Below are 5,114 nucleotides of genomic sequence, written 5' to 3'. Positions count from 1 at the left end.
AGCGCAGCGTAACCCGACGTTCCGGGGTGCCCAGAACGACGCCGGTTTGCGGCCATGGGTGGTTGCGAGACCCGTCGGGTTACGCCCTTTGGGCTAACCCGACCTACAGTTTGCTACCGTTTGCTGAACCACCGCCCGCCTCGGGTGCACCGTCATCCCTCCCGGGCCATGATCGTCAGCCGGACAGGTAGTTCAGCGGCAGCGCCGTGCGGTCGACGACCCGGCGCAGCACGAAGCTGGAGTGCACGCTGCTGACCCCCTCGAGCCGAGTGACCCGGCGCAGCAGGAAGTCCTGGTAGGCGTCCATGTCGGGAACCACTACCTGCAGCAGATAGTCGGCCGCCTGCCCGGTGATCAGGAAGCAGCGCTGCACTTCGGGATAGCCAGCCACGGCTTCCTCGAAGCTGGCGAAGCGCTCCGGCGTGTGCCGGTCCATCCCGATGTGGATCAGCGCCGTGAGTTCGAGACCGAGGCGCCTGCCATCGAGCAGGGCCACTCGCCCGAGGATGATTCCGGCCTCTTCCAGCGCGCGCACCCGGCGCAGGCAGGGTGAAGGGCTGAGGCCGACACGTTCCGCCAGGGTCTGGTTCGAGAGGGCGGCGTCGTCCTGCAGTGCCTCGAGGATCCGGCGGTCGGTGCGGTCCAGAAGATGCGGCGTGGTCTGGCCCCGGATGTCCTTCATGGAAATGTCCTCATATGATCAAATGGCGCAATATGCTGCCAATAATAGCCGTTGCGAGAGAAAAATAGGCGACTAATTGCTCCACAATTCGAATATCATGGTCACTCGTATCGGGGCGGCAGACCTGGCCTGTCCCCACGGCACCTGAGGATCGAGACATGAACCACACCGCCTTCGACCACCGCAAGTACGCGCCCGCACCGGTGATTGCCAAGCCGGACCGCCGCTGGCCGAACCAGCGCATTACGCGGGCGCCGCTGTTCGCAAGCGTGGACCTGCGGGACGGCAACCAGGCGCTGGAGCGGCCAATGTCGGTGGAGCAGAAACTCCGCTTCTTCGATCTGCTGGTCGCGATCGGCCTGACCGAGATCGAGGTTGGTTTTCCCTCGGCCTCGCAGGCCGATTTCGACTTCACCCGGCGCTTGATCGAAGAGGGCCGCATTCCCCCGCAGGTGACCATTCAGGTCCTGACCCAGGCCCGGCCGGACCTGATCACCCGTTCCTTCGAGGCCCTGGCCGGCGTGCCCCGGGCCATCGTGCACGTCTACAACTCGACCAATCCCGTGCAGCGGGAACAGGTCTTCGGAATGGATCGCGCCGGGGTGCGCGCGATTGCCGAGAACGGTGCACGCTGGGTACGGGATGCGGCGACGGCCTATCCCGATACCGAGTGGTCCTTCCAGTACTCGCCGGAGAGTTATTCCGCGACAGAACCCGACTACGCGGTCGAAGTCGTCGACGCGGTGAACGCGATCTGGCGCCCCGATCGAGGTCAGCGCGTGATCATCAACCTGCCGGCAACGGTGGAGATCACCACGCCCAATGCCTTTGCCGACCAGGTCGAGTGGTTCTGCGATCGCGTCGCGATGCGTGATCACTTCGTGCTGTCGCTGCACACCCATAACGACAGGGGTACCGGCGTCGCGGCCGCCGAGCTGGGCCTGCTGGCCGGGGCCGACCGTCTCGAGGGCACGCTGTTCGGCAATGGCGAGCGTACCGGCAACATGGACCTGATCACCATGGCGATGAACCTGTATTCCCAGGGCATCGACCCCACGCTCGAGCTGTCCGACATGGAGGGGATCGAAAAGGTGTATCGCGAGTGCACGGCGCTGCCGGTGCACCCCCGCCATCCCTGGGCCGGCGAACTGGTGTACACCGCGTTCTCCGGCAGTCACCAGGACGCGATTCGCAAAGGCCTCAGCCACCGCGCGCGCCACGGTGGCAAGTGGAACGTACCGTACCTGCCCATCGACCCCCTCGACCTGGGCCGCCGCTACGAGGCCGTGGTGCGGATCAACAGCCAGTCCGGCAAGGGCGGCGTGGCACACGTGCTGGAACGCGATCACGGCATCCGTCTGCCCCGCTGGCTGGCGGTCGAATTCGCGCGGCAGGTGCAGACCGAGGCCGAGGTCACCGGGGCCGAGGTGAATTCGCGCACGGTCCGGGCGTTGTTCGAGCGCTTCTACCTGGAAGTGCCGGCCGAGTGGCGCCTGGCGGGTTACCGGATGAACCGGCAGGGCGGCCAGGTGGACATCGACGTCCAGCTGGAGCAGTCGGGTGTGGTGCAGCGACTCACCGCCCGTGGCGACGGTGTCGTCTCGGCGCTGGTTGCCGCACTGGCACGCCGTTACGGCGTGGCGCTGGAGGTGGTCGAGTTCGACGAACACGCGCTGGAGCACAGTACCGGCGCGAGGGCCCTGGCTGCGGTGGCGATCACGGTGAACGGCGCCCGCGTGGCCGGTGCGGCCATCGCCGAAGACAGCGCCGGGGCGGCGGTGCAGGCGATACTGACAGCCCTCGCGACGTCCGGCGCGTGCAGTGCAGGAGAGGTGGCGGAGCTGCGTAGGGTGCAATGAGCGAGCGAGTTGCCCCGTAGCCGCGGTGCGAGTCTGCCTTGAAGCCCGATTTCCGTCTCCCGGAGCAGGTCGATGCGCCGTCCGCGCGCGATGGATGCCGGTCGCTGTCTCGTACCCAGGCCAGGTTGCGGGAGATGTCCCGTTCCGGCGCGTCGGCGCAGGCGAGTCCAAGTACACCTGGGAACAATAAACGCGACTTGCTGTTATGTCTGCTGCAGGGAACAATGCGGCTCATTCCCGGCCTGGGCACCGGGCAAGGCGGATGACGGCCTGCGCCTTTCTTTCGCTCTACCGAAGTGATTGCGGCGTCGCATGCGGGCAGGAGTCGTGCCGAAATGCCCGCCGGATATTGGTTTTGGCGGCCAGGAGCCGTCCCTGGATTGTGCTGGGCAGGAGAACTCATGACCGGACAGACCCTTTACGACAAGTTGTGGCAGGCGCACGTCGTGCGCGAGCAGGACGATGGCAACGCACTGCTGTACATCGACCGGCACCTTGTGCACGAGGTGACCTCACCGCAGGCCTTTGAGGGGTTGCGGCTGGCCGGCCGGCAGCCCTGGCGTGCCGATTCCGTGCTGGCGGTCCCGGACCACAACGTCCCCACCGAGAACCGCGGCGCCGGTATCGCGGACCCCGTGTCACGGGTGCAGGTGGAGACCCTGGAGAGCAACGTCGCCGCCTTTGGGCTGAAGTTCTTCCCGATGCAGGATCTGCGCCAGGGCATCGTCCACGTGATCGGCCCCGAACAGGGCGCGACGCTACCGGGCATGACCGTGGTCTGCGGCGATTCCCACACCTCCACGCACGGTGCCCTGGGTGCGCTGGCCTTCGGCATCGGGACCTCCGAGGTCGAGCATGTGCTGGCGACGCAGTGCCTGTGGCAGGGCAAGTCCCGCAGCATGCTGGTGCGGGTGGATGGTGACCTGCGCCCGGGCGTGACTGCGAAGGACGTGGTGCTCGCGATCATCGGTCGCATCGGTACTGCCGGGGGTAACGGCTTCGCCATCGAATTCGGCGGTTCTGCGATCCGCAGCCTGTCGGTCGAGGGACGCATGACGGTTTGCAACATGGCGATCGAGGCCGGGGCCCGCGCGGGTATGGTCGCCGTCGATGAAAAGACGATCGAGTACGTTCGCGGGCGGCCGCAGTCCCCTTCGGGCGAGATGTTCGAGCGGGCAGCGGCTGCGTGGCGCGACCTGGTCAGTGATCCGGATGCCCGGTTTGACCGGGTGGTGGAACTCGACGCAGCACAGATCGAGCCCCAGGTCAGCTGGGGGACCTCGCCGGAGATGGTCGTCGGGATCACCGGTCAGGTTCCGGATCCGGACCAGGAGGTCGACCCGGTGCGCGCCGATGGCATGCGCAATGCGCTGCAGTACATGGGCCTGACGGCGGGCACGGCCATCAGGGACATCCGTCCGGACAAGGTCTTCATCGGCTCCTGCACCAATTCCCGGATCGAGGATCTGCGTGCCGCCGCCGCGGTGGTACGGGGACGCCGCAAGGCGGAAAATATTCAGCTGGCGATGGTGGTTCCCGGATCGGGTCTGGTGAAACAGCAGGCCGAGGCCGAGGGCCTGGACCGGATCTTTCTTGATGCCGGTTTCGAATGGCGCGAACCGGGCTGTTCGATGTGCCTGGCCATGAACGCCGACCGGCTCGAGCCGGGCGAGCGCTGCGCGTCCACCTCGAACCGCAACTTCGAGGGGCGCCAGGGGCAGGGCGGGCGTACGCACCTGGTCAGTCCGGCGCTGGCGGCGGCCGCGGCCGTGGCCGGTCACTTCATCGATCCCGCGGAACTGGAGGGCTGAACCATGCAGGCTTTCACCGTACACGAGGGCATCGCCGCGCCGCTGGATCGCGCGAACGTCGACACCGACGCCATCATCCCGAAGCAGTACCTGAAATCGGTCAAGCGGACCGGGTTCGGGCCGAATGCCTTCGACGACTGGCGTTACCTGGATCCGGGCGAACCGGATGCGGACAGTTCCCACCGCCGCAAGAACCCCGGTTTCGTCCTGAACCAGAGCCCCTTCGACCGGGCCACGATCCTGCTCGCGCGCAAGAACTTCGGCTGCGGTTCCTCGCGCGAACACGCCGTCTGGGCGCTGGATGATTTCGGCTTCCGGGCCGTGATCGCCCCGTCTTTCGCCGACATATTCTTCAACAACAGCTTCAAAAATGGGTTATTGCCTGTTGTTCTTAAAGAAGAAGAAGTGGATGAACTCTTTCGGCGTGTGTCGCAGGAGCCCGGGCTACGGATCCAGGTGGATTTGCAGGCGAAGGAGGTCCGGGTGCCGGGCGGGCCGGTCTTCCATTTCGAACTGGACGAATACCGGCGGCATCGCCTGCTGGAAGGGCTGGACGACATTGCGCTGACCCTTCAGCATGCACAGGAGATCCGTGCCTACGAGGCGCGCCGGCGCGAAGAAGCGCCCTGGCTGATGTAGGCGACGTGAATGAGGTTTGGCTGAAGCGCTGGGGCCGGGCTGTGAACCCGACTGTCCGCCGGCGGGACGCCGTGAATACATCCCTGTAGGCTTGACGGCAGCATCCCTGCTGCCGACACCCGC

General features: G+C 66.2%; 4 protein-coding genes. 3 read left to right on the top strand and 1 reads right to left on the bottom strand.

Going from position 1 to position 5,114, the window contains the following annotated elements:
- Positions 1-175: 175 nt before the first annotated feature.
- Positions 176-682, bottom strand: a complete 507-nt coding sequence (locus tag EA346_RS04805; protein WP_296756226.1) for an Lrp/AsnC family transcriptional regulator — start codon at positions 680-682, stop codon at positions 176-178.
- A gap of 158 nt (positions 683-840) precedes the next feature.
- Between EA346_RS04805 and EA346_RS04800 the strand changes: the two genes are divergently transcribed.
- The 3 genes from EA346_RS04800 to leuD all read left to right on the top strand — a co-directional run bounded on the left by EA346_RS04800 (position 841) and on the right by leuD (position 4,991).
- Positions 841-2,541 carry a 2-isopropylmalate synthase gene (locus tag EA346_RS04800; RefSeq protein WP_296756225.1) on the top strand — a complete coding sequence of 567 codons (1,701 nt, stop codon included), beginning with the start codon at positions 841-843 and terminating at the stop codon, positions 2,539-2,541.
- A gap of 401 nt (positions 2,542-2,942) precedes the next feature.
- Positions 2,943-4,352 carry a 3-isopropylmalate dehydratase large subunit gene (gene leuC / locus EA346_RS04795; RefSeq protein WP_296756223.1) on the top strand — a complete coding sequence of 470 codons (1,410 nt, stop codon included), beginning with the start codon at positions 2,943-2,945 and terminating at the stop codon, positions 4,350-4,352.
- 3 nt (positions 4,353-4,355) lie between these two features.
- The gene (leuD, locus tag EA346_RS04790; protein WP_296756222.1) at positions 4,356-4,991 is read left to right on the top strand and encodes a 3-isopropylmalate dehydratase small subunit; all 636 of its coding nucleotides are present in this window, start codon (positions 4,356-4,358) and stop codon (positions 4,989-4,991) included.
- Positions 4,992-5,114 lie beyond the last annotated feature (123 nt).

It is taken from the genome of Thioalkalivibrio sp. (assembly GCF_007692535.1).
Taxonomy (GTDB): Bacteria; Pseudomonadota; Gammaproteobacteria; order Ectothiorhodospirales; family Ectothiorhodospiraceae; genus Thioalkalivibrio.
Note: the sequence above shows the minus strand (reverse complement) of the source record. Positions and strands in the feature narration are given on the sequence as shown.

Coding starts and splice junctions, on each gene's coding strand:
- leuC (WP_296756223.1), top strand. CDS start 2,943: ATGACCGGACAGACCCTTTACGACAAGTTGTGGCAGGCGCACGTCGTG.
- EA346_RS04805 (WP_296756226.1), bottom strand. CDS start 682: ATGAAGGACATCCGGGGCCAGACCACGCCGCATCTTCTGGACCGCACC.
- EA346_RS04800 (WP_296756225.1), top strand. CDS start 841: ATGAACCACACCGCCTTCGACCACCGCAAGTACGCGCCCGCACCGGTG.
- leuD (WP_296756222.1), top strand. CDS start 4,356: ATGCAGGCTTTCACCGTACACGAGGGCATCGCCGCGCCGCTGGATCGC.